16 protein-coding genes are annotated in these 22,684 nt (G+C 64.3%); 4 read left to right on the forward strand and 12 right to left on the reverse strand.

What is annotated here, in order from left to right; all coding sequences use genetic code 11:
* Positions 1-45: 45 nt before the first annotated feature.
* The 6 genes from RGUI_RS06350 to RGUI_RS06375 form a co-directional block, all read right to left on the reverse strand.
* Positions 46-456 carry a F0F1 ATP synthase subunit epsilon gene (locus RGUI_RS06350; protein WP_081532277.1) on the reverse strand — a complete coding sequence of 137 codons (411 nt, stop codon included), beginning with the start codon at positions 454-456 and terminating at the stop codon, positions 46-48.
* A gap of 57 nt (positions 457-513) precedes the next feature.
* The gene (gene atpD, locus RGUI_RS06355; RefSeq protein WP_081532278.1) at positions 514-1,938 is read right to left on the reverse strand and encodes a F0F1 ATP synthase subunit beta; all 1,425 of its coding nucleotides are present in this window, start codon (positions 1,936-1,938) and stop codon (positions 514-516) included.
* Positions 1,939-1,956: 18 nt separating this feature from the next.
* Entirely contained in the window at positions 1,957-2,829 is an 873-nt protein-coding gene (locus RGUI_RS06360; protein WP_081532279.1) for a F0F1 ATP synthase subunit gamma, read from the reverse strand.
* Between the two features lie 18 nt (positions 2,830-2,847).
* Positions 2,848-4,386 (reverse strand): F0F1 ATP synthase subunit alpha, encoded by a 1,539-nt coding sequence (gene atpA, locus RGUI_RS06365; protein ID WP_081532280.1) that lies wholly within the window; start codon positions 4,384-4,386, stop codon positions 2,848-2,850.
* Complete coding sequence (locus RGUI_RS06370; RefSeq protein WP_081532281.1) at positions 4,387-4,947, reverse strand: F0F1 ATP synthase subunit delta; 561 nt, start codon at positions 4,945-4,947, stop codon at positions 4,387-4,389.
* 263 nt (positions 4,948-5,210) lie between these two features.
* A complete protein-coding gene (locus RGUI_RS06375) occupies positions 5,211-5,957 on the reverse strand; it encodes a class I SAM-dependent methyltransferase (protein ID WP_081532282.1) in 747 nt (248 codons plus the stop codon).
* Between the two features lie 68 nt (positions 5,958-6,025).
* Here RGUI_RS06375 and gloB point away from each other — a divergent pair, with 68 nt between their 5' ends.
* Entirely contained in the window at positions 6,026-6,793 is a 768-nt protein-coding gene (gloB, locus tag RGUI_RS06380; RefSeq protein ID WP_081535991.1) for a hydroxyacylglutathione hydrolase, read from the forward strand.
* A gap of 163 nt (positions 6,794-6,956) precedes the next feature.
* Entirely contained in the window at positions 6,957-9,290 is a 2,334-nt protein-coding gene (gene clpA / locus RGUI_RS06385; RefSeq protein WP_081532283.1) for an ATP-dependent Clp protease ATP-binding subunit ClpA, read from the forward strand.
* A 79-nt stretch (positions 9,291-9,369) separates the two neighbouring features.
* On the opposite strand, the gene RGUI_RS06390 is transcribed toward clpA, so the two are convergent.
* From RGUI_RS06390 to RGUI_RS06400, 3 genes are all read right to left on the reverse strand, one after another.
* The gene (locus tag RGUI_RS06390) at positions 9,370-11,400 is read right to left on the reverse strand and encodes a peptidoglycan -binding protein (protein ID WP_081532284.1); all 2,031 of its coding nucleotides are present in this window, start codon (positions 11,398-11,400) and stop codon (positions 9,370-9,372) included.
* A 4-nt stretch (positions 11,401-11,404) separates the two neighbouring features.
* On the reverse strand, positions 11,405-12,604 hold the full coding sequence (locus tag RGUI_RS06395) for a biopolymer transporter ExbB (protein ID WP_081532285.1): 1,200 nt from the start codon (positions 12,602-12,604) through the stop codon (positions 11,405-11,407).
* A gap of 67 nt (positions 12,605-12,671) precedes the next feature.
* On the reverse strand, positions 12,672-13,232 hold the full coding sequence (locus RGUI_RS06400; RefSeq protein ID WP_253798899.1) for a gamma-glutamylcyclotransferase: 561 nt from the start codon (positions 13,230-13,232) through the stop codon (positions 12,672-12,674).
* Positions 13,233-13,280: 48 nt separating this feature from the next.
* On the opposite strand from RGUI_RS06400, the gene RGUI_RS06405 reads away from it, so the two are divergent.
* Positions 13,281-14,282 (forward strand): DUF2125 domain-containing protein, encoded by a 1,002-nt coding sequence (locus RGUI_RS06405; RefSeq protein WP_081532287.1) that lies wholly within the window; start codon positions 13,281-13,283, stop codon positions 14,280-14,282.
* A gap of 12 nt (positions 14,283-14,294) precedes the next feature.
* Here RGUI_RS06405 and RGUI_RS06410 read toward each other — a convergent pair whose 3' ends face one another.
* Genes RGUI_RS06410 through hisC form a run of 3 tightly spaced genes read right to left on the reverse strand, consistent with a single transcriptional unit; the run spans position 14,295 to position 17,213 of the window.
* Positions 14,295-15,218, reverse strand: coding sequence for an extensin family protein (locus tag RGUI_RS06410; RefSeq protein ID WP_253798902.1), 924 nt, complete (start codon positions 15,216-15,218; stop codon positions 14,295-14,297).
* The gene (locus RGUI_RS06415) at positions 15,215-16,132 is read right to left on the reverse strand and encodes a prephenate/arogenate dehydrogenase family protein (RefSeq protein ID WP_081532288.1); all 918 of its coding nucleotides are present in this window, start codon (positions 16,130-16,132) and stop codon (positions 15,215-15,217) included. Before RGUI_RS06415 ends, RGUI_RS06410 begins: the two co-directional genes overlap by 4 nt.
* Positions 16,116-17,213: a histidinol-phosphate transaminase gene (gene hisC, locus RGUI_RS06420; RefSeq protein ID WP_081532289.1), complete on the reverse strand. Its 1,098-nt coding sequence runs from the start codon at positions 17,211-17,213 to the stop codon at positions 16,116-16,118. The genes RGUI_RS06415 and hisC overlap by 17 nt, the downstream gene beginning before the upstream one ends.
* 589 nt (positions 17,214-17,802) lie before the next feature.
* Between hisC and RGUI_RS06425 the strand changes: the two genes are divergently transcribed.
* Positions 17,803-22,572 (forward strand): SdrD B-like domain-containing protein, encoded by a 4,770-nt coding sequence (locus RGUI_RS06425; RefSeq protein ID WP_172841093.1) that lies wholly within the window; start codon positions 17,803-17,805, stop codon positions 22,570-22,572.
* The last annotated feature ends 112 nt before the right edge of the window (positions 22,573-22,684 follow it).

The raw sequence follows: 22,684 nt of genomic DNA on the forward strand, positions 1-22,684 counted from the left end.
CCCGTCGCCGGGGCCTTTTGTTTTGCTGGATGATGGTGCCGCCGGTCAGCTTTGCGGCTCGAACCCCATATGGGTCCCCATCGCCACCATGTCGGCCAGCATCTTCGCCGATGCGTCGACAACGTCGGGGTGGGCGTCTTCATGGGCGGCGCGGGCCTCTGCGACCCACTGGTTGACCATGTCCTGCGTCACGTCCTCAACGGCCAGCGACCGCTCTGCCAGAACGGTGGCGCGGTCGGCGGTGATCTCGGCAAATCCGCCGGTCACAGCGTATTTCTTGCTGTCCTTGCCGGTGAAGACCTCAAGAATACCGGGGCGCAGCGTGGTGATCAGCGGTGCGTGCTGGGGCATCGCCGTCAGGTCGCCTTCGAAGCCCGGAATGACAACCTGCGTCGCCTCGGCATGGGCCACGCGGGCCTCCGGCGCCACTAGATCGAATTGCATCGTATCGGCCATTTCGCCTCCTTGCGCATACGGGCGCCGGGCCTTGCAAACCCGGCGCCGAAGCCTTCATCAGGCCGCGTCGGCCGCCATCTTCTCGGCCTTGGCGATCACCTCGTCGATGTCGCCAACCATGTAGAAGGCAGCTTCGGGCAGGTGGTCGTATTCGCCGGCCACAACCGCCTTGAAGGACGCGATGGTCTTTTCAAGCGGCACCTGCACACCGTCGGAACCGGTGAAGACCTTCGCCACGTCGAACGGCTGGGACAGGAAGCGCTGGATCTTCCGGGCGCGGGCCACGGTCAGCTTGTCCTCTTCCGACAGTTCGTCCATGCCGAGGATCGCGATGATGTCCTGCAGCGACTTGTAGCGCTGGAGGATCCCCTGCACGTCACGCGCCACCTGGTAGTGTTCCTCGCCCACGATCGACGGATCGAGGATCCGCGAGGTGGAGTCGAGCGGGTCCACGGCCGGGTAGATGCCCAGTTCCGAGATGGCACGCGACAGAACGGTCGTGGCGTCGAGGTGGGCAAAGGTCGTGGCCGGGGCCGGGTCGGTCAGGTCGTCCGCAGGCACGTAGACGGCCTGGATCGAGGTGATCGAGCCCTGCTTGGTCGAGGTGATGCGTTCCTGCATCGCGCCCATGTCGGTGGCCAGCGTCGGCTGATAGCCCACGGCCGATGGGATACGACCCAGAAGTGCCGACACCTCGGAGCCCGCCTGCGTGAAGCGGAAGATGTTGTCGACGAAGAACAGAACGTCGGTGCCGGAGGCATCGCGGAACTGCTCGGCCAGGGTCAGGCCGGTCAGCGCAACGCGGGCACGGGCGCCCGGCGGCTCGTTCATCTGGCCGTAGACCAGCGCCACCTGGGATTCCGACAGGTTGTCGGGCTTGATGACGTTGGATTCGATCATCTCGTGATAGAGGTCGTTGCCCTCACGGGTCCGCTCGCCCACGCCGGCGAAGACCGAGTAACCCGAGTGCACCTTGGCGATGTTGTTGATCAGTTCCATGATCAGAACCGTCTTGCCCACGCCGGCACCGCCGAAGAGGCCAATCTTACCACCCTTGGAGTAGGGCGCCAGAAGGTCGATGACCTTGATGCCCGTCACCAGGATTTCCGACCCGGTGGCCTGCTCGGCGAATTCCGGGGCAGGCTGGTGGATGGCGCGGGTTTCTTTCGCCTCGACGGGGCCCTTCTCGTCGATCGGTTCCCCGATCACGTTCATGATCCGGCCCAGCGTCGCTTCGCCGACCGGCACAGCGATCGCCTTGCCGGTGTCGGTCACCTTGGCGCCGCGGACGAGACCCTCGGTCGCGTCCATGGCGATGGTCCGCACGGTGCTTTCGCCAAGGTGCTGGGCGACTTCAAGCACCAGACGCTTGCCGTTGTTTTCGGTTTCGAGCGCGTTCAGAATTTCGGGCAGGTGATCGTCGAACTGAACGTCGACGACGGCGCCGATCACCTGGGTGACTTTGCCTACAGCAGTTGCCATGTCGTTTCTCCGGTTCCTTTAGAGCGCCTCGGCGCCCGAAATGATTTCGATGAGTTCCTTGGTGATCGCAGCCTGACGCGAGCGGTTGTACTCGAGGTTCAGCTTGTCGATCATCTCGCCGGCGTTGCGGGTCGCGTTGTCCATCGCAGACATCCGCGCACCCTGTTCCGATGCGCCGTTTTCAAGGAGCGCTGCGAAAATCTGGGTGGCCACGCCACGGGGCAGCAACTCCTGCAGGATCTCGCCCTCGGTCGGTTCGTAGTCGTAGATGGTCGAGGTGTCGGCCTCGGCCTCGTCGAACACCGCCGGAATGATCTGCTGCGCGCGCGGCTCTTGCGCGATCACGGACTTGAACTCGGCATAGAAGATCGTCGCCACGTCGAATTCGCCGGCCTCATAGCGGCCGATGATGTCCTTGGCGATGTCTTGCGCATTGGCATAACCGATACGCTTGACCTCGCTCAGATCGACATGGCCGATGAAGTGATTGCCGAATTCACGCTTGAGCTGTTCGCGCCCCTTGCGCCCGACGGTCAGAATCTTGATCGTCTTGCCCTGCCCCAGCAGTTCGGTGATCTTGTTCCGCGCCAGGCGCACGATGGACGAGTTGAAGCCACCGCACAGGCCCCGCTCGGCCGTCATCACGACCAGCAGTTGCACCTGATCCGATCCGGTGCCGGTCAGCAGCTTCGGCGCATTGGCCGACCCGGTCGCCGAAGCGGCAAGGCCGGTCATCACCTTCGTCATCTGCTCGGCATAAGGCCGCGCGTTTTCCGCGGCCTCCTGGGCACGGCGGAGCTTGGCCGCCGCGACCATCTGCATGGCCTTCGTGATCTTCCGCGTGTTCTTGACGCTTCCGATCCGGTTCTTGAGGTCCTTAAGGCTGGGCATCTATTCGATCCCCCGGCCTCAGGCGAAGTTCTTGGCGAAGTCGCCGAGCACCGCCTTGATCTTGTCCTCAAGCTCACCCTTCACCTTGCGGTCGTTGTTGGTGATGTCGTCCAGCAGATCCTGATGCTTGGTGCGCAGGAAGTTCAGCAGGTCCGCCTCGTAGCGGGTGACATCCTTCACGGCCACGTTGTCGAGATAGCCGTTGGTCCCGGCAAAGATCACGCAAACGATTTCGGCGTTGGTCAGCGGCGAGTACTGCGGCTGTTTCATCAGCTCGGTCAGGCGTGCACCACGGTTCAGAAGCTTCTGGGTCGCGGCATCAAGGTCGGAACCGAACTGCGCGAAGGCCGCCATCTCGCGGTACTGCGCGAGTTCCAGCTTCACCTTGCCGGCAACCGACTTCATCGCGTTGGTCTGGGCCGAGGAGCCCACGCGCGACACCGACAGACCGGTGTTCACGGCCGGGCGGATACCCTGATAGAACAGGTCGGTTTCAAGGAAGATCTGACCGTCGGTGATCGAGATCACGTTGGTCGGAATGTAGGCCGACACGTCACCCGCCTGGGTTTCGATGATCGGCAGCGCCGTCAGCGAGCCCGCGCCGTGATCCTCGTTCATCTTGGCCGAACGTTCCAGCAGCCGGGAGTGCAGATAGAACACGTCACCCGGGTAAGCTTCACGCCCCGGCGGACGGCGCAGCAGCAGCGACATCTGGCGATAGGCGACGGCCTGCTTGGAGAGGTCATCGTAGATGATCAGCGCGTGGCGGCCGTTGTCGCGGAAGTATTCCGCCATCGCGGTCGCGGCGTAAGGCGCAAGGAACTGCATCGGCGCGGGGTCGGACGCGGTCGCGGCCACGACCATGGAGTATTCCATGGCACCGGTTTCCTCCAGCTTCTTCACAAGCTGGGCCACGGTGGAGCGTTTCTGGCCGACCGCGACGTAGATGCAGTAGAGCTTCTTGCTCTCGTCATCGCCCGCGGCGTCGTTATAGCTTTTCTGGTTCAGGATGGTGTCGAGCGCCACAGCGGTCTTGCCGGTCTGGCGGTCGCCGATGATCAGTTCCCGCTGGCCGCGGCCGATCGGGATCATGGCGTCGACCGATTTCAGGCCGGTGGCCATCGGTTCATGCACCGATTTACGGGGAATGATGCCCGGCGCCTTCACGTCGGCGATGCGGCGCTCGGAAGCGGCGATCGCGCCCTTGCCGTCAATCGGGTTGCCGAGACCATCGACCACGCGGCCCAGCATTGCGTCGCCCACAGGCACGTCCACGATGGCGTTGGTGCGCTTGACGACATCACCTTCCTTGATGTCACGGTCGGAGCCGAAGATAACGATACCGACATTGTCGATCTCGAGGTTCAGCGCCATGCCCCGGATACCGCCCGGGAACTCGACCATTTCACCGGCCTGGATGTTGTCGAGGCCGTGGACACGGGCAATACCGTCGCCGACCGACAGCACGCGGCCCACCTCTGCAACTTCGGCTTCCTGACCGAAGTTCTTGATCTGCTCCTTGAGGATCGCAGAGATCTCAGCTGCTTGGATACCCATTTATCCGACCTCTTTCATGGTGTTCTGAAGTGCGTTGAGCCGCGCCTTGATCGACGTGTCGATCATCTTGGAGCCCAGCTTTACGATAAGACCGCCGATGAGTTTCTCGTCGACGGTGGCTTTGATCTTGACGTCCTTGCCCGCATTGGCCTTCAGCGCGGCGGCAAGCTTTTCGGCCTGCGCCTCCGACAGCGGTTTGGCCGAAACGACCTCGGCCGTGACCTCGCCCTTTTCCTCGGCGATCAGCGCGCGCAGGTTCGCCACCAGATGCGGCAGCGTGAACAGGCGCCGCTTGGATGCCATCAGGCCAAGCGTCTTGGTGGTCATCTCACCCAGGTTCATCTTGACCGCAATCGCGGTGATCGCCTTGCCCTGCGCGTCGCGCGAGTAGACGGGGGAGTGGATCAGATCGCGGAAATCGGCGCTTTCGGCGATGGCGGCGTCGAGCGTATCGACATCCGCTTCAAGGCCGGCGAGCGCTTTGGATTCCTTTGCGATCTCAAACAGTGCCGTGGCATAGCGCGCGGCAATGCCAGACGAAATCGAAGCTGGTTCGGACACGTCAACCCTTCCGATGTCTTAAGGCCCCTCGCATGCCCGAAACGCTCGGACGGGGCAGATCAAGCGGCGCACCCGGACGGGCACGCTCCGAAATCGGCGTGGGTGTAGCAGAGGCTGTTAAACCTCGCAACCGCCTAGAGCGGCATAAATTGTCCTGCTTCGAGCGTCGCTCTTGCGGGGCGGTTTGGCAAGTGAAGATCCGACGGCGAAAGGCGACCATTCTTCTGGCGCGGATATGGCAATTACACCTTTTTTTGTTGGGCTCATGCCGGTTCCGCCCCCGGCTGCGGCAACCCTTCGAGAATGCGCAGCGGACGCGGAAGCTCTTCCCTGACGACAGTGCCGGAGGGGCGGTAGACCCGCTTGGCCGCCTCTACCATGAGCACACCGCCCGCATAATAGGCCGACATGCGACGGCCGGCGTTTTCCCACATGGGCGCTGTTCTAAGCCAGAATCGCCTGTTCGCCGGCGGCGCAAAGAGAGCCGCGCGAAACCGTTCGGGCTCAAACGCATGGCGGCGCAATTGCGCCTCCAGCTGGCCGGAACTGTAGGGACGACCAAACCCGAAAGGCGTGCCGTCCCGCCGTGCCCAAAGCCCCGACCGGTTCGGCACGACGAAAAGCGCCCGCCCGCCGGGGCCCAAGACCCGCCATGCCTCGTCCAAAAGCGCCGAGGGGTTTTCGCTGGTCTCCAGCCCATGCAGCAAAACCAGCTTGTCGACAAATCCGTCCTGCAAGGGCCAGGCGGTTTCCTCGCACAGGACAGAGACATTGGCCTGCCCGGCGGGCCACGGCATCACGCCCTGCTGTCCCGGCATCAGGGCGATCACGCGGCGGGCCTCCGGCAGATAGGGCCGCAAGAGCGGTACCGCAAAACCGAAGCCCGCCACCGTTTGCCCCTTCGCCTCGGGCCAGAACTCCAGCACCTGGTCTCGGATTGCCCGTTGCGCCGCGCGCCCCAGATTGGTCCGGTAGTAAAAATTCCTCAGGTCCAGAACGTCGAGATGCATTGCCGCGCGCGATACCGTTGGGTCAAGGTCCAGAGGACTTCAAGATAGCCATGCGGAGCAAGATTGCCATGCCCCTAGAGATCGTCATCGTCCCCTGTCTCAGCGACAACTACGCCTATCTGCTGCATGACGCGCAAACAGGCGCCACCGCGGTCGTCGATGCCCCGGATGCCGGACCGATCGAGCTGGCCCTTGGGCAACATCGCTGGAAGCTGACCGACATCCTGATCACGCACCACCATCACGACCATATCGGCGGGGTAGAGCCCCTGCGCGCGGCCCATGGCGCGCGTGTGATCGGTGCTGCGGCCGATGCGGGCCGCTTGCCGAAACTGGAACTCGCTGTGGAAGAGGGCGACACGATCATCGTTGGCAGCGAAACCGCGCGGGTGCTTGACGTGTCGGGCCACACCATGGGCCACATCGCCTATTTCTTCCCCGACAGTGCCGCGGTCTTCACCGGCGACAGCCTGATGGCGCTCGGCTGCGGACGGCTATTCGAGGGCGACGCCGACACGATGTGGGCCAGCCTGTCGAAACTCGCCACGCTGCCGCCGCAGACACAGGTCTATTCGGGGCACGAATACACCATCGCCAACGGCCGGTTCGCGCAATCGGTCGAGCCCGACAACCCCGCATTGCAGGATCGCATCGAACGGGTGGCCGAGTTACGGGCCCAAGGCAAACCGACGGTTCCCGCCCGCATCGACGAGGAACTTGCCACCAACCCGTTCCTGCGTGCGCGCCTGCCGCAGGTGAAATCGGCCCTCGGCATGGAAAACCGGCCCGATTCCGACGTGTTCGCCGAAATCCGCCAGCGAAAGGACCGGTTCTGAGCCCGGAACGGGTGCCGAAAAACCGGGCGTTCGGACACGCACGCCGAACTTTTGAACAGAAAAAACTTGAAGCAGGCCGACAAACACCAAAACTTAACCGTAAGAGACCATGGTGGAGGAACGGCTCACGCCCCTCCGCCCCAGAAGGAAAGGAGCACGCCTCGTGCCTTCATTTTCGAACACACTCGAGCAAGCCATCCACGCCGCACTCGCGCTGGCCAATTCCCGTCGGCACGAACTTGCGACGCTGGAACATCTGCTTCTGGCCCTGATCGACGAACCGGACGCAGCCAAAGTCATGCAAGCCTGTTCCGTCGACCTCGAGGAGTTGCGAAAGACCCTGAACGAATTCATCGAGGATGAACTGTCGACGCTGGTGACCGATATCGAAGGGTCCGAAGCGGTGCCGACGGCCGCCTTCCAGCGCGTGATCCAACGCGCCGCGATCCATGTCCAAAGCTCGGGCCGGACCGAGGTGACGGGCGCCAACGTTCTTGTCGCGATCTTCGCGGAGCGGGAATCGAACGCTGCCTACTTCCTGCAGGAACAGGACATGACGCGCTATGACGCGGTGAACTTCATCGCGCACGGCGTGGCGAAGGACCCGTCCTTCGGCGAACATCGCCCGATCACCGGCGCCAACGAGTTCGAGGAAGAGGCGCAGGCCGCCAGTTCCCAGAGCGAAAGCAACGACGCCCGGGAATCCGCGCTTGCGAAATACTGCGTCGACCTGAACGCCAAGGCGCGCGAGGGCGAGGTCGATCCGCTGATCGGCCGCGAGGACGAGGTGGAACGCTGCATCCAGGTGCTGTGCCGTCGCCGCAAGAACAACCCGCTTCTGGTCGGCGATCCGGGTGTCGGCAAGACCGCCATCGCGGAAGGTCTGGCCCGCAAGGTCGTTGGCGGCGAGACGCCCGAGGTTCTGTCGAAGACCACGATCTATGCCCTCGACATGGGCGCGCTTCTGGCCGGCACCCGCTATCGCGGCGATTTCGAGGAGCGTCTGAAAGCGGTCGTCACCGAACTGGAAGATCACCCCGACGCGATCCTCTTCATCGACGAGATCCATACCGTGATCGGCGCGGGCGCCACGAGCGGCGGCGCGATGGATGCCTCCAACCTGCTGAAGCCCGCACTTCAGGGCGGCAAGCTGCGCTGCATGGGCTCGACCACCTACAAGGAGTTCCGCCAGCATTTCGAAAAGGACCGCGCCCTGTCCCGCCGGTTCCAGAAGATCGATGTCAGCGAGCCGTCGGTCGACGATGCCGTGAAAATCCTCAAGGGTCTCAAGCCCTATTTCGAGGAGCATCACGACATCAAGTATACCTCTGACGCGATCAAGACCGCGGTGGAACTGTCGGCGCGCTACATCCATGACCGCAAGCTGCCCGACAAGGCCATCGACGTGATCGACGAGGCCGGCGCCGCCCAGCACCTGCTGACCGAAAGCAAGCGCCGCAAGACCATCGGCACCAAGGAGATCGAGGCCGTGGTCGCCAAGATCGCCCGCATTCCGCCGAAAAGCGTCTCCAAGGACGATGCCAAGGTGCTGAAGGACCTGGAAACGACACTCAAGCGCGTGGTGTTCGGACAGGACAAGGCCATCGAGGCACTCGCCGCTTCGATCAAGCTGGCCCGGGCCGGTCTGCGCGAACCTGAAAAGCCCATCGGCAACTACCTGTTCGCCGGGCCCACCGGTGTCGGCAAGACCGAGGTCGCGAAGCAGCTCGCTTCCACCCTCGGCGTGGAACTGCTCCGCTTCGACATGTCGGAATACATGGAGAAGCACGCGGTCAGCCGCCTGATCGGTGCGCCTCCGGGCTATGTCGGCTTCGATCAGGGCGGTCTTCTGACCGACGGCGTCGACCAGAACCCGCATTGCGTGCTGCTGCTCGACGAGATCGAAAAGGCGCATCCGGATGTGTTCAACATCCTCTTGCAGGTGATGGACCACGGCAAGCTGACCGACCATAACGGCCGTCAGGTGGACTTCCGCAACGTGGTGCTGATCATGACCTCGAACGCGGGCGCCGCGGAACAGGCCAAGGCCGCCATCGGCTTTGGCCGCGACCGGCGCGAGGGCGAGGATACCGCCGCGATCGAGCGGACCTTCACGCCCGAGTTCCGCAACCGTCTGGATGCCGTGATCTCCTTCGCGCCGCTGCCGAAAGAGGTCATCATGCAGGTGGTCGAGAAGTTCGTGCTGCAACTGGAAGCCCAGCTTATGGATCGCAGCGTGTCGATCGAGCTTTCCCGCGAAGCCGCCGCATGGCTGGCCGACAAGGGCTACGACGACAAGATGGGGGCGCGGCCGCTGGCCCGCGTCATCCAGGAAAGCATCAAGAAACCGCTTGCCGAGGAACTGCTGTTCGGCAAGCTGGCCAAAGGCGGTGTGGTCAAGGTCGGTGTCAAAGACGGCGAACTCGACCTGGAGATAGAGGAGCCGGAGAAACGTCGGCTCGACTCGAAACGGCCGCCTCTGCTGACAGCAGACTGATCGCCAGAACGGCGATACCGGACTAGTCAGGTCCCCCGCACCGAAAGGTCGCGGGGGACATTCTTTTCCGGGATGGCTATCACCGCTCGGTCAGTTTCAGTTCGATCCGGCGGTTGTGGGCGCGGGCCTCTGGGCTGTCGCCAGCTTCAACCGGCTGATACTCGCCGAACCCCGCAGCGGCCAGCCGGTCGGGGGGAAAGCCCAGATCGTCGACCATGAAGCGCACGACCGACAGCGCCCGGGCCTGGCTCAGTTCCCAGTTGTCAGCAAAGGCTGCCCCTTCGACCAAAGGCGCGTTGTCGGTATGCCCGTCCACCCTGAGGATCCAGTCGATCTCGGCCGGGATTTGATCCGCCACGTCCCGCAGGATCGACACGACCTTGGCGATCTGCTCCTTGCCATCCTCCGACAGCGTGGCGCTCCCGATCTGGAACAGCACCTCGGACGAGAACACGAACCGGTCCCCCTCGATCCGCACGCCCGGGCGCCCCGCCAGAAGCTGACGCAATTCGCCAAAGAACTCCGACCGGTAGGTTTCCAGACGCCGCGCCTCATCGGCCAAACGCTGCGCCTCTTCCTCCAGCCGCTGGCGTTCGGCAGCTTCCAGTTCGGCCCGGGCTCGCTGTTCCGCGGCGGCCTGCGCCAATGCCACGTTCAGCCGCGCCCCAAGGTCGTCGATCTGAACCTGTGCCTGCGACTCCCGCGCCTCGCTCTGTTCCAGCAGCGACAGGACATTGCCCAGATCGGCGCGCAGCGCAGCCACCTGCTGGTTCAGCAGGGCAAGCTTGCGCCGGTCCTCGGCAGAGCGTGCTTCCTCGGCCTGAAGCGTGCGGTTGGCCTCGGCCAGAAGGGCCGCACGCTGTTCGGCCGCACTCAGGTTCTGATCGGCCGCCTGCTCTGCTGCCAGCTTCGCGGCAAGCGCGGCGGCGAGACGGCGTTCGATCTCCGCCTTGTCGCCCACTTCATTTCGCAGCGCGGCAATTTCGGCCCGCGCGCGTTTCAAATCGGCCTCCAGCGCCTGCCGGGCCCTGTCCGCGTCTGCAAGGTCATCCCCGGCACGGTCCAGCGCAGCCATTTGGGTCGAAAGCTGTTCCCCCAGCGCCTGACCTTTCGCAAGCGCATCGCCCAGCCGATCCCCCAGGGCCTGTTTCTCGGCCGCGACCGCGGCCAAGTTGTTCCCCAGCGCATCCCCTGCGGCCAGCGCGTCCGTCAGTTTCTCCCCAAGGGATTGCTTCGCTGCCTCTGCCGCGGCCAACAGGGTCAGCGTTTCCTCGGCCTTCCGGCGTTCCTCCTCCAGCACCAGGGTCATCGCGGTCAGTTCGTCTTCGGAGCCCGCCAGTTTCCGACGCAAGGCCTCTGCTGCCGCGGCTTCGGCCAGCCGCGCGGCTTCCTCTTCGGACAGATCGGCGCGCAAGTCCGCGACCTGACCTTCAAGCGCGTGACGGGCCGCCTCGCTATCAGAGTTCTTTGTCTTGAGATCCGCGATCAGGGCTTCCAACGCTTCGCGCTTGGCCGCGGCCAGCCGCGCGGCCTCAACCCCGGCGTCGATCGCCTCCCGGGCAGCGGCAAGGGCGAACTGTAGCTGCTCCTGCTCCGACATCAGCGCCTGTTGCGCCTGCTCCAGATCAGCACGGGTCGCCTCCAGTTCGGCGATCTCCTGGGTCAGGGCCGCGCCGCGTGTCCGCGCCGCATCACGCTCGGTCAGCAGCCGGGCCACCTGCGTCTCGAAATCGGCGATCCGCACACCGGCAGCCTCTAGGTCGGCCGCCTGCGCCGCCACGCGGCCTTGCAAGGAGGCGATCAACGCTTCCCGCGTCTCCGCCTCGGCGCGCGCCTCCGACAGGGCCGAGCCGAGCGTGCCGAGTTCCTCTTCCAACTCTGCCGTGCGCGTGCGTTCGATGCCAAGCGCATTAGCCAATGCCGATAGTTGCGACCCGAGTTCGGAAAGTTCGGTTTCCTGCCCAGTGATCGTCTCTTTCAACATGACCTGCATGATCATGAAGATCGACAGCACGAACATCAGCACCAGCAACAGCGCCGTCATGGCATCGACGAAACCCGGCCAGATCGAGGCCTGAAACCGGTTTCCGCCGCGCCGGGTCAGGGCCATGACGTCAACTCCACCGCTCACCCTCGGGGTCGAGACGCGACAGCGCCCGCCCGATCTCCGCCAGATCGCCGCGCAAGTCGGTCAGGGTCTCTTGCCTCCCGGCCGCGATCTCTTCCAGAATGCGCAGAAGCTGAACGTCGATGGAGCGCAGGCGCATATGCGCCTCGGTATCTGCGAGAAGCCCGCCTTCCTCCACCCGTTTCTCGATAACTGCGACGGCGCGTTCCTGCCCTTCGGCCATGCGGGTCAACGCGGCGGTCAGGGCTTGCCGGTCGTCCAACTGTTGTTCCATCGCGACGCCAAGCGTGTTCACCGCCTCGACAAGGGTGCCCACCTGGGCCTGTAACGCATCGCGGGCGCCTTCGGACCGGACGAAGAGCGACTGCATCCCGTCCATATGCTCTGCCAACTGGTCGAGCGTTGCGGCCAGCATGCCGGCCTCGCCACCGCCCTCACCCTCTCCATCGCCGCTGGAAAAGCCCAGCCGCGTGATCGTCGACAGCCATTCTTCCAGTTCCCGGTAGAACCGGTTCTGACCGTGGCTTGCAAACAGTTCCAGAAGCCCCACCACCAGCGACCCGGCAAGACCAAGCAGGGAAGAGGCGAAGGCCGTGCCCATACCCCCAAGCTGCGCCTCAAGGCCGGTCATCAGGCGGCCGAAGACCTCTACCCCGCCCTCCCCTTCCTGCGGGGCGAGCGAGCGGATGGTTTCGACCACCGCGGGAACGGTCGTGGCCAGGCCGTAAAAGGTGCCGAGAAGCCCAAGGAAGATCAGCAGATTGGTAATGTAGCGCGTGATATCCCGCGCCTCGTCGATCCGGGTGGCGACGGATTCAAGGATTGACCGGGCCGAGGCGGAACTGATCTGCATCCGCTTTTCGCGCTTGCGCAAAAGCGCCGCCAGCGGGGCCAGAAGCCGCGGCGCGCGCGTGATCTCATGCCCCGGGGTCCGGGCGACGAACCCCTCGATCCAATGAACCGAGGCAATCAACTGGATCACCTGCAGGAAGCAGGCCATCACCCCGATGACGAAGACAAACAGAATCGCGCCGTTCAGATAGGGGTTGGCGAGAAAGACGGGCTGAACACTGGGAAAGGCAACATAAGCCCCGGCCGAGAACAGCCCGACCGCGAACAGCATCAGGAAGATTTGGCGCAGCGGGCGGGAAAATTGAGGCTCCGCTTCGCGCTCGGTCATCGCCATAGGCTGGGCCCTGCCCGGTTTTTTCCTTGAAGTTAAGCCTATTGCATGAAAACCCGCGCCACAAGAATCAAAGCCGCGACATAGCGCGGACGCGATCCGCCAGCCATGAAAGATCTGCGTCCTCGATGCCGAGTTCCGCCAGATGGGCCGCGGTATTGAACAGGTATTCGTCGTTCGGCCCCATCCCGCCGCGGGCGCGTGCGATGATCTCGGCTTGATCCTCCAGCGGCAGGCCCCCGCAATACTGAACATGCTCGGGGTCGATGACATAGGCCAGAACCGTCTGCACGCCGGGTCCGTCCTCGAACGTGACCTCGACCTCGGTCTCCAGATAGGCCGAGGAAATCAGTTCGCGTTCGCGCAAATAGGCAAGCGTGTCCGCCTCCGTCCCGGTCTCGGCCCGCAGCGCCAGCCCGTGGCACGACGCCCCCGGCATCGAGTCGAGCGCCAGAACCAGCCCCGGCTCCGTCTCTGTCCCGCGATGGTGGATGGAGCGCATGCAGAAGCTGCGATGCCAGCCGTCAAGCCGCGCAAGGCGCCGGTCGGCCACCGGGAAACCGGGGTTCCACAAAAGCGATCCATATCCGAAAACCCAAAGCCCGTCGCGCATTCCACTGGTCCCTGCCATGTGCCCCCTGTAAACCCTATTCGAGAGAGCGGGAAAAGGGGCAGGTCGATGCGGCGTGTTCTGATGGTTCTTCTGGCGACGGCCGCAATCTGGTCGGGTTACTGGCTGGTCAGCGCGCGCCTGCTGGAGTCGGGTTTGCAGGTCTGGCTGGAGGAGCGGCGCAGCGAAAGCTGGGTCGCCGATGCCGGCAAGATCGGCGTGACCGGGTTTCCGACCGCGTTCAACGCGGCGATCACCGGTCTGACGCTGGCCGACCCGGACACTGGCCTCGCCTGGGCAGCGCCAGAATTTCGCTTCGCAGCGAAAAGCTACAAGCCCCATGAAATCCACGCCACATGGCCGGACCGCCAGCAACTGTCGACGCCGGACCAGAAGATCGACATCGGGGCACAGCGGATGCAGGCCGCCCTGCATTTCCGCCCCGGCCCGGCGCTGGCACTGACCCACGGTCAGGCCGATCTGGACGGGTTCACCCTCATCTCGACCGCGGGCTGGACGGCCGACATGGCCGGTGCAAGCCTTGTGGCGGATGCGGAAGACGGGGCCGAGGCCCGCTATAGCATCGCCTTTGAGGCCAGCCAGATGCGACCACCCGCGCCGCTGGTTGCGATGCTCGACCGGGCCGGTATCCTGCCCGACCTGTTCGACCACCTTCGCCTTCAGGCGCTTGTCGATTTCGACACCGAGTGGGACCGCCACGCCATCGAAGACCGGCGCCCGCAGATCACCCGGCTGGACCTGACGATGCTGGACGCGAAGTGGGGTGACCTTGCCGTGCAGGCGGCGGGCGCGCTGGATGTAGACGCCGATGGCCTGCCCACAGGCGATGTCACCCTGCGGGCCACGAACTGGCGGGACATGATCGCAATCGCCCGTGCCTCGGGCCGGTTGTCCGACGGGGTCGCCGATCAGGTGGAGGCAACGCTCGGCCTGATCGCGGGGCTGTCGGGACGGCCCGAGACCATCGATGTGCCCCTGCGCTTTGCCCGCGGGCTGACATGGCTTGGCCCTGTGCCGCTTGGCCCCGCGCCCGATTTCAGCATCCGGTAGCCCGGGCCCGGCCTACCGGCAGTAGGGACCACTGCGATAGCGCGCCGTGTCCAGGTGGAAGTGATCCTGGTGAAACCGGTCGGAACGCGGGCCCAGAACCGTGCCGAACGGGCCGCAGGCGGCCGCATGCATCTTTCGCAAAAGCTTGCCCTGCACCGGATCGGTCCAGCCTTTCAGCACGCTCAGCGCCACGCCGTTCTTGAGGTTGATGGCCGCCACGTCCACCGCCTTGCCCCGGCCATGTTCGGAAATCTTCGCGCCGGGCTGGTTGTTCCGGGTCCGGCACGCATAGTCGGCGACCACCCGGATCGACCCGACACCGCCACCAAGGCGCCCGACCGCGGGTTTCACACCCTTGGCCACCCATGTCTTCAGCGCCCGCGCGGTATCGCAGTCCATCGTTGCGGGCCGGGTCAGCGGCACCCCGTCGACAGAACTGACCCGCACCGGCCGTGCCACGCCGCAACCGCGGAGCCGCCCCGGGATCGGCGCAAGGCTTTGCCCGCGGATCGCCTTGTCACCACAAACGGCCCCCTGCGGTCCCGTCACCACGGTCGAGGGCTGGCTGCGCACCCCCGCCGCGGTGAGTGAGGCGGTCTGATAGGGTGTCCGGGGGCGCGGCTCCGGCCGGGCCGAACGGGTCAACGCAACCGAACTCGACACCTCGACCACCCGGGTCGGCACCCCGGCGCGCGCCGGCCGCAACCTGGGACGAAGGCCAGCCCCGGCCCCCGACGGGGCGGCAGCGCCGATGGACGGACGCGGCATCGGGCGAATGGTAGCATCGTCGCGCACCACGACAGGCGCCATTGCCGCCGAATTCTCCGCCACCACCGGACGCGGGACGGGACGGGGCGACGCATCGGGCACCCGCGCGGCCCCCTGCCCCGCGACCAGCGCCAGGATCAGCGCGGATATCAGGGTGCGCCCGGTCAACGTGCCTTGGCCCGCCCGAAATCCGGGGCGTCCGTATCCTGCCCGGCCTCGATGATACCGCGGCGGATCGCACGGGTCCGCGTGAAATAGTCGAACAGCAACTCGCCATCGCCGGACCGGATCGCCCGCTGCAGGGCGAACAGCTCTTCGGTGAAGCGACCAAGGATTTCCAGGGTGGCGTCCTTGTTGGTCAGGAACACGTCGCGCCACATCGTCGGGTCAGACGCGGCAATCCGGGTGAAATCGCGGAAACCCGCGGCGGAATACTTTATCACCTCGCTATCGGTGACGCGGCGCAGATCGTCGGCCACCCCCACCATGGTATAGGCGATCAGGTGCGGCGCATGGCTGGTTACCGCCAGAACAAGATCATGGTGATCGGCGTCCATCAGGTCGACATGGGCCCCCATGCCTTCCCAAAGCGCGCGCAGCCTGTCGATGGCCCCGACATCGGCATTGCCCGACGGCACCAGCAGGCACCAGCGGTTGTCGAACAATTCGGCATAGCCAGAGCGGGGCCCGGAATGCTCCGTCCCGGCCAATGGGTGACCGGGGATGAAATGCACGCCTTCGGGAATATGCGGGTCGACCGCCGAAATCACCGCCCGCTTGACCGATCCGACATCGGTAACCGTGGCGCCGGGTTTCAGATGCGGGGCGATTTCACGGGCCACGGCCCCCATCGCGCCGACGGGCACCGCAAGGACAACAAGATCGGCCCCCTCGACCGCCTCGGCGGCGGTATCCACCACCCGGTCGCACAATCCGATCTCTTGCGCGATGGCGCGGGTTTCCGCAGACCGGGCGGTGCCCACGATCTCACCCGCCAGATTGCCGCGACGCATGGCATGGGCCATCGACCCCGCGATCAGCCCCAGACCGATCAGCGCAACGCGGTCATACAGCACGGGCATCCGCCGCCTCCCTGAACCGGGTGATCGCCTCGATCACGCGGCGGCAGGCGGCTTCGTCCCCCACGCTGATCCGCAGGGCATCGGGAAGCTTGTAGCCAGCAACGCGGCGCACGATCAGACCTTCGGATTTCAGAAAGTCGTCGCAGGCCTCGGCCTCGGCCCGGTCCCGGAACCGCGGCAGAACGAAGTTTGCAAAGGACGGATCGGTCGGCACGCCGGCCGCGTTCAGTTCCACCACCAGCCAGTCGCGCAGCCGGGCGTTTTCGGCACAACATTTCTCGGTATACGCCACGTCGCGCACCGCGGCCTCGGCCGTGTCAAGCTGCGCGCGGCTGAGGTTGAAGGGCCCCCGCACGCGGTTCAGCACGTCGATCACCTCGGCCGGGCCATAGCCCCAGCCGATCCGCAAACCGCCAAGACCGTATATCTTGGAGAAGGTGCGCGTCATCACGACATTCTCGCGCCCCTCGACAACGGCGGCCCCGCCATCGAACCCTTCGACGCATTCGGCATAGGCCCCGTCCAACACCAGCAGCGCCTGATCCGGCAACCCATCCGCCAGCCGTGCGGTGTCTTCGGCCGAAATCATCGTGCCCGTGGGGTTGGCGGGGTTCGCCACGAACACCAGCCGGGTCCGGTCCGTGCAGGCCGCAAGGATGGCATCGACATCGACGGTACGGTCGCGTTCCGGCACCTCCACCGGGGTCGCCCCGGCGGCCAGGGCCGAAATCCGGTACATCGCGAACCCGTGCTCGGTATGGATCACTTCGTCCCCCGGGCCGGCATAGGCGTTGCACAGGAAGGCGATGACCTCATCCGACCCGGCCCCGCAGATCACCCGCGCGGGGTCCACACCGTGCACTTCTCCGATCGCGGCCCGCAACGCGGCGTGATCGGTGGACGGATACAGATGCAGCGCCGCCGCCGTGGCCGCAAAGGCGGCACGCGCCCGTTCGGACGGGCCGAAGGGGTTCTCGTTCGACGACAGTTTCACCACATCGGATCGGCCCGCGATCTGCGATTGCCCACCCTGATAGGGCGCGATGTCGAGTATGCCCGATTGAGGCTTGATCCTTGCCATGTTCCGCTCTCCTTGGCGCGCATCCCTAGCTTGTCCCTTGGATCAACGCCAGTGGGAAAGGCCGCCCAATATAGGGCGGGGCACCCCCCGGCCGAAAACGGCACCACGCACGACTCAGGATGGATCTAAACTCTGGGTCTTCCCTTGCTTCGCGCCGCAGAAATGCCGTCGATTCGAAGCTTTCATGGAAACCTATTGCGGACAATTGGCGCGAATCAGAAGATCTTTCGACCCACGCGCAACAATGGGCAGCGCCGCCGCACCGAAGCCAAAGTTTTGGATCAAGTTTGAAAAAAACATGCGGCAATTGCGGAATTCTTGTGTAAAGTCGCCCGTGGAGTGCGAGACTTGGTGACGAGGGACCGATGAGGTCGGATTGGGTGTGTAGCGACTTGGCGTAACCTGCGGTCAGGGCCGTGGGTGGGCGGCATTCTCCTGACATTGCATGTGGCGTCGAATGCGTTGATCTGGCCGTTTTGGTCAGTTCACGGCTGCATCCCTGCATCCTCGATCAACAGCTCTACTCGAGTGAAACTGACGAGTCCCCCGACATGGCGGGGGAGGAATGCGTTGTGTCGCAGAAGGCACTGTGAGCGAGGGAACTATGACCTATTACTATGACCGGTATTACGACTGCGAGAAGAAGTACGAGTGGTCGGCCTTTTCCGAGGACGCCATGGGCGGCAATATCGGCTGCGGTGCCAAGTTCACCATGCCGGGCTCCGGCGCAGTCTGCATGTCGACGTATGACGGGGACCGTTACCTGAGCGGCGACGATTGCTACAATGAACGGTCGTCGGACCGCTACGGCCAGGACACCTATATTGACGGTGCGCCGGTCGGGGCGAAAATGTACGCCGAATGCTATCACGTCCTGAAAGACGGCAACGGCAACGTCTATTACCTGATCGAGATCGAGGTCGAAGGCTGCAACGGCGAAGGCGACTACTTTGCCTTCTACGGCAATGTGCCGGCGGCTGGCACCGACCTGACGGTGGTCAACACCTGCAACGTTTCCGGCAACCTTGTCGATTTCAACTGCCTCGCGACCTGCGAGGAGGCTCACAACACGCCCCCGACCTTCTCTGACGACTACGCGGCCAACTGCATCACCGTCGACGAGAACACGACCTTCGTCATCGACGTGGATGCGAGCGACGCCGACGGCGACGCCCTGACCTACTCCATCGAGGGTGGCGACGACGCCGCGTTCTTCACCATCGACGCCTCGACCGGTGAACTGACCTTCAAGACCGCCCCCGACTATGAGAACCCGCAGGATGTCTGCAACGACAATACCTACAAGGTGTTGGTCAAGGTCGACGACGGCAAGGGCGGGACAGCCACCCAACTGCTGACGGTCTGCGTCAACGACGTGGCAGAGGGCAACGGCTCCTGCACCGTGATCGAAGCCGAAGACATGGAACTTTGCGGCTACACGGTCGAAGGCCGCGGCGATGCCTCTGACGGCGCCGGCATCAAGCTGTGCTCCTCCACCGGCTATGCCTCGACCACCTACAAGGGTGAAGCGGGCGCGCTCGACCTCAGCATCGACTACATGGACGAAAGCGACGGCCAGGGCCGGATCGAAGTCTATGTCGTCAACAACTGCGGCTGGCGCTATGTCGAAACCATCTGCCTGAACAAGAATGACGACGGCAACGGGTGCGACGGCTCGTCCAGCTGGTCGACTGCCACGATTGCGGGCGTCGAACTGGAATACGGCGACAAGATCGTTCTGAAAGGCGTCGGTGACTGCGGTGAATACGCCCGCATCGACAAGATCGAACTTTGCGAACCCGACTGCGCCCCGTGCGTGACCATAGAAGCCGAGGACATGACGGCCTATGGCTTCACGACGGTCTGCGGCACCCAGGCTTCCGGCGGCGAACTTGTCAAGCTCGCCTGCGGCACCGGCCGTGACGTTGACGGCACGCTTTCGACCACGTTCAAGGGCTGCGATGGCACCTATGACTTCAAGATCGTGGTGCAGGACGAATGCGACGGCCAGTCGACCCTGACGGTCAAGGTGAACGGCGTCGAGGTCGGCACCATCATCCTGAACGAGGACGACGACGGCTCCGGCAGCGACAATGGCGGCTTCTCCGAGTTCACGCTGCAAGATCTCGAACTCGGCTACGGCGATGTGCTCACGATCGAGGCCGACGGCGACGCCGGTGAATATGTCCGCATCGACAAGATCGAACTCTGCAAGGACGATCAGCCGGCCACCGGAGCGATCAAGGGCCGCGTGTTCGAAGACACCAACGGCGACAACACCGAGTGGCTCAACGACGGCAGCAACACTTGGGAACCGTCCGTCGTCGGCGTGACCGTCATCCTGCTGAATGCAGCGGGCGAGCAGGTCGCTGAAACCACGACAGGCGACGACGGCTGGTACAGCTTCGACAACCTCGTCGCGGGCGACTACTACGTTCAGTTCCCGACCGAAATCGACGGCCTGACCCTCATCGAGCAGGGCGTCGGCGATCCGGCGGGTGGCGACAGCAACGAAGACAGCGATGCCGACCCGACAACCGGTGTGACGCAAGTGATCACCGTCAACACCGGCGAAACCGTTTGGAACATCGACGCCGGGATTGCCGACCCGGGCACCGCATCGATCACCGGCACGGTGTTCTCCGACAATGACGGTTCCGACACCCAGACCACCGGCGACACGCCGATCTCGGGCGTCGAGGTCGAGCTGTTCAACGGCGACGGCACCACGACCGGCCTGATCGCGACCACCGACAGTAACGGGACCTACAGCTTCACCGGCCTGCCGGCTGGCGACTACTATGTGGTCTTCCCCGAAACCGTCGACGGCAAGACCCTCGTGGCGCAAGACGCCGGGGACGACGCGATCGACAGCGACGCCGGCACCGACGGCCAGACCGCCACGGTCTCTGTCGGCATCGGTGAAACCGCCGATCTCGACGCGGGCTATGCCGACCCGGGCACCGCATCGATCACCGGCACGGTGTTCTCCGACAATGACGGCTCCCACACCCAGACCACCGGCGACACGCCGATCTCGGGTGTCGAGGTCGTCCTGTTCAACGGGGACGGCACCACGACCGGCCTGACCGCCACCACCGGCGATGACGGGACCTACAGCTTCACCGGCCTGCCGGCGGGCGACTACTACGTGGTCTTCCCCGAAACCGTCGACGGCAAGACCCTCGTGGCGCAAGACGCCGGGGACGACGCGATCGACAGCGACGCCGGCACCGACGGCCAGACCGCCACGGTCTCTGTCGGCATCGGTGAAACCGCCGATCTCGACGCGGGCTATGCCGACCCGGAAACCGCCTCGATCACCGGCACGGTGTTCTCCGACAATGACGGCTCCGACACCCAGACCACCGGCGACACGCCGATCTCGGGCGTCGAGGTCGAGCTGTTCAACGGCGACGGCACCACGACCGGCCTGACCGCGACCACCGACAGTAACGGGACCTACAGCTTCACCGGCCTGCCGGCGGGCGACTACTACGTGGTCTTCCCCGAAACCGTCGACGGCAAGACCCTCGTGGCGCAAGACGCCGGGGACGACGCGATCGACAGCGACGCCGGCACCGACGGCCAGACCGCCACGGTCTCTGTCGGCATCGGTGAAACCGCCGATCTCGACGCGGGCTATGCCGACCCGGAAACCGCCTCGATCACCGGCACGGTGTTCTCCGACAATGACGGTTCCGACACCCAGACCACCGGCGACACGCCGATCTCGGGCGTCGAAGTCGAGCTGTTCAACGGCGACGGCACCACGACCGGCCTGACCGCGACCACCGACAGTAACGGGACCTACAGCTTCACCGGCCTGCCGGCGGGCGACTACTACGTGGTCTTCCCCGAAACCGTCGACGGCAAGACCCTCGTGGCACAAGACGCCGGGGACGACGCGATCGACAGCGACGCCGGCACCGACGGCCAGACCGCCACGGTCTCTGTCGGCATCGGTGAAACCGCCGATCTCGACGCGGGCTATGCCGACCCGGAAACCGCATCGATCGGGGACATCGTTTGGCAGGACGAGAACGGCAACGGTGTTCAGGACGCGGGCGAGCTTGGTCTTGATGATGTCACGGTGACGCTGCTGGCCGACACCGATGGCGACGGCGATATCGACGACATCGTGGCCACGACCCAGACGGCGAATGGCGGCAAGTACCTCTTCTCGGGTTTGGCCGCCGGAACCTACATCGTCGATTTCGACGAGCCGAACGGGTTCCACTTCACCGAGCAGTACGCCGGCGTTGATGACGAAGTCGACAGCAATGCTGACGTGACCACCGGTGCAACGGACGAGATCGTGATTGGCATCGGCGAAGAAGTTCTGACCATCGACGCGGGTCTGAATGCCGATCCCGATGCGGTGGACGACACCGCTGGCGGCTGTGCCGACGAGGTGCTGGTTGTCGATGTCCTGGGCAACGACAGCGACGACGAGGGCGATGCTGCGCTGAGCATTGTCGCCATCGGCGGGCAGAGCGTGTCCGATCTCGGTGACGAAGTCACCCTGAGCGGAACGGTCACCTCGACGGATGGCGTCGTGATCACCTTTGACGATCTCACGGCGACGCTGACCGCGGACGGGATCGAATTCGACGCCAGTTCAGCGCTGGCCGACCTCGACATCGGCGATCATGCAACCTTGACCGTCTCCTACACCATCTCCGATGGAACGGGCGGAACGGACACGGCCGATATGACGCTGTCCTTCTGCGGCGATGCAAACAGCTACGCGTCGCTGGCGGAAACGTTCCCGGCAACGGCCGATCTGATCGTTACCGGCGCCTTGGCCGATGCGGGGGCATTCAACGTCACGGTCTCGGGCTCCGGTGATGATCGTTTCGATGGTGAAAGTTTCACCAAGGCCTACTGCCTCAGCTTCACCGACCCGATCCCACTGAACACGGCGGTTTCCGGTGACGTGTTCGGGCTTGCCGACGCGGAACTGTTCGAAGACGACGAGGACATCTTCGACAACGATCAGGTCAGTTCGTTCAACGGCAACACGCCGGAAGACAACCTGGACCTGATCCAGTACATCGTCGCCAAGGACTGGAATGCCGATGCCAACTTTAGCAACGTGGACGATTGGGATATCCAGTTTGCCATCTGGGAACTGACCGATACCATCACCTCCAGCGACTACACTGGCTACAGCATGGCGACCGAGAGCATTGTCGATGCCATCCTCGCGGATGCCGATGCCAATGGCCATGGCTACTCCTTCGAGGGAGATGGCAACGTCGCCGGGTTCATCTGGGATCCCAACCCTGAGGTAAGCGGGATCCAACAACCCTTCATCGTCGCATTTGATTTCGATGCGGTCGATTGCATCTGCTGATGCAGCAACCCTTGTCGGCAGCCGTCTTGCGGGTCGGCTGCCGTCACATGCGGGGAAGCCCGCAACACCCAACGGGGTATTGGTTCATGCCTCGAAAACCATCGTAAAGGAG

The organism is Rhodovulum sp. P5 (assembly GCF_002079305.1).
Lineage (GTDB): Bacteria > Pseudomonadota > Alphaproteobacteria > Rhodobacterales > Rhodobacteraceae > Rhodovulum.